The 2,561-nt window shown below is 65.8% G+C and carries 2 protein-coding genes and 2 pseudogenes; 2 read left to right on the top strand and 2 right to left on the bottom strand.

Going from position 1 to position 2,561, the window contains the following annotated elements:
- Together EN994_RS26685 and EN994_RS26680 are read right to left on the bottom strand one after the other, a co-directional pair.
- Positions 1 to 264, bottom strand: a pseudogene (locus tag EN994_RS26685) (carbohydrate kinase); the annotation flags it as partial.
- A gap of 7 nt (positions 265 to 271) precedes the next feature.
- A complete protein-coding gene (locus tag EN994_RS26680; protein WP_063169120.1) occupies positions 272 to 1,315 on the bottom strand; it encodes a class II aldolase/adducin family protein in 1,044 nt (347 codons plus the stop codon).
- A 192-nt stretch (positions 1,316 to 1,507) separates the two neighbouring features.
- Here EN994_RS26680 and EN994_RS26675 point away from each other — a divergent pair, with 192 nt between their 5' ends.
- Positions 1,508 to 2,284: a DeoR/GlpR family DNA-binding transcription regulator gene (locus EN994_RS26675; protein ID WP_013529337.1), complete on the top strand. Its 777-nt coding sequence runs from the start codon at positions 1,508 to 1,510 to the stop codon at positions 2,282 to 2,284.
- A pseudogene (locus EN994_RS26670) lies at positions 2,281 to 2,561 on the top strand (carbohydrate kinase); the annotation flags it as partial. The gene EN994_RS26675 and the pseudogene EN994_RS26670, both read left to right, overlap by 4 nt.

The raw sequence follows: 2,561 nt of genomic DNA, 5'->3' as shown, positions 1-2,561 counted from the left end.
CGGCAGCCCGGCGGCGTCGACCGGCAGCAGCGTGCCGGAGGTGCCGTCGACGGCGATGGCGCGGACCGCCGTGCGGTCGATGCCGGAAAGCAGCTCCGTCAGCGCCGCCTTGACCGCTTGCCACCACGCCGTGGGGGCTCGGCCATCGCCGCCAAACCTGTCGAGTGGAACGGCCGAATGCCCGGCTATGGAAAAATCAGGGCGCATGGCGACGGCGCGCGCACCTGATGTGCCAATGTCGATGCCGATGACAAGTGGCATCATGTCCATGCTAGCCGCCAGCCGCGTTGAGCTTCTGGCGATACTGCTCGGCGTCCCAGTTGACCAGCTCGTCATTCTCGGAAGCGGTGAGATAGTTCAGCCGCGCGGCGATATCGATGCGCGCCGTCACGTCGGCGAGGCAGCGTTGCATGGCATCGGCGCCGGCACTGGCGTCGCCGCGCATCAGCACGCCTGCGCCGGGAAACAGGATCGCCGCAGGCGACGTGCCCAGTCGTGCAACGACATCTGCCACGGCCTCGCCTGGCTTCGCCACGACGGAGCCCTGGCCGAGGAAGATGACGTGGTCCGGATAGAGGCTGCCGGCCTGCGCCATGCGGCGGCTCTCAGCGTCGAGCGCAACCGCATGCGCTTCGACATCGGCCGGCAATCTGTAGCCGCTGTCGCCGGCAAGCGCGGCCAAGGCGTCGAGGTCGGGTGCGGCGGTCGCGCGCGCCGGCCGGGCCAGCAATGACCTGATACGGCGCAGCAGAAGCTCCGCCCCGGCGACGGTTTCGGCAGCGACGACCAGCCCGTGATTGCCAAGGATCAGCACGTCGACACCAGGCCGCAGTTTTTCGGCAATGCCGCGTGCAAGCGGCAGGCCGGGCCGGAAATAGGGCACATAGGCCCATTCGATGCCATCGAGCCGCTTGGCGACCTCGGCCTCGCCATCGGCCTGCACGGCAAGCGAGATGGTGTCGACGCAATGGACATGCAGAACGACGCGCTGCGGCATCAAAGCGTGCACCGTGGTCTCGATCGATGGCCGCAGGCCGCGCGGGTTGAGCGCTGCAATGGTGAAACCCTGCGGCTGGTCGGCGGCGCGATCGCGCTGTTCGACGGCTTTCAGCAGCGGCGCCATCGCCACCGGCACCATGATGTCATCGACGAGCGCGTCTTTCAGCCAGGTGCCGGAGGCCTTGATCCACAGCGTGTCGCCGGCTTTCAGCGAGGTGTTGCCGCCTGCCGCCTGGGTGAGATGCGGGCTCCGCCCTATGCTGGCCGAAAGCGCCCGCAAGGCCGCCAGTTCCTGCGCGTCAGCTTCGGTCGCCATGGCGCTTTTCCTCCAACGGCTCGGCCGTGTCCTGCGCGAAATCCCGTTGCCGGGATCGAATTGGCGCTGATATCGCAGAAACGAGTGATCTACGTCAATAGTGATCTACTGTCATCAAACACGCTTGCAATCCGACTAATGTTGAGTAAGTTACGCCAATTGCCATGGAAAATGGCATCCGGGAGGAAAGAATTGAGCGACTCCGGCCGTCAGCGTCAGATCGTCGAACTGTTGCGGGATCGTCCGTTCGCTTCGGTGCGCGAGTTGCAGGAGCGGCTTGGCGTTTCAGCCGCGACGGTCAGGCGCGATATCGACAGGATCGACGAGGCCGGCGAAGCGCGGAAGGTCTATGGCGGCATCTCGGCGCTCGACGGCGCTTCCCAGGCCGGTGTTGCCTACGCCAGGCCCTACGACGAGAACCGCGACCTTGCGGTCGAGGCCAAGCGGCAGATCGCCGCTCTCGCGGCGACCATGGTGCGCGACGGCGACGCCGTCATCGTGCATGGCGGCTCGACCTGCTTCCATCTGGGCGTCAAGCTCGCCGAGCGCAACATCCGCCTCTACACCAACTCGATGCCGCTGGCGGCCTATCTCAGCGACCACGGCCATTGCAGCCTGACGGTTGCGGGCGGTGATCTGCATCGCGAACCCGGCATCATCCATTCGCTCAGCCAGGCCGTGCCCTTCTATGCCTCCAAGTTCTTTCTCGGCGCGCAAGGCCTTGGCCAGGAAGGCGTGATGGAATCGCACCCGCTGCTGGTACGCTCGATCGTCGATCTCAGCCTTTGCGCCGACCAGATCGTGGTGCTGGCCGACAGCCGCAAACTGTCGATCCACGCGCGCAATGTCGCGCTGCCGCTTTCCCGCATCGGCACGCTGGTCACCGACGACGGTCTCTCCGACGCCGATGCGCGCATGCTGGAGGACGCCGGCGTCATGGTGCGGATAGCCTCGGGAGCCATCCAGTGAAGGTGGCTGTCCTCGATTTCGGCAAGACCAATTCGAAGCTGTTCGTCTTCGGCCAGGACGGGCGGATCATCGACGAGCGCCGGACACAGCCGAAATGGATGCGCCAAGGCGGCTTCAGCGTGCTCGACGAGGCGGCGCTCCACCATTGGGCGCTCAGCGCCGTTGCCGATACGGTCGACGGTCATGGAGTGGAAGGGGTCATGGTGTCGGGCCATGGCTGCACCTTTGCCTTGGTCGACGAAGCGGCGCTGACGCATCCGATCCTCGACTACGAGCA

It is taken from the genome of Mesorhizobium sp. M7A.F.Ca.CA.002.09.1.1, from assembly GCF_003998555.1.
Taxonomy (GTDB): Bacteria; Pseudomonadota; Alphaproteobacteria; order Rhizobiales; family Rhizobiaceae; genus Mesorhizobium; species Mesorhizobium ciceri.
The sequence above is the reverse complement of the archived record's forward strand: the minus strand, read 5'-3'. Positions and strand labels throughout refer to the sequence as shown.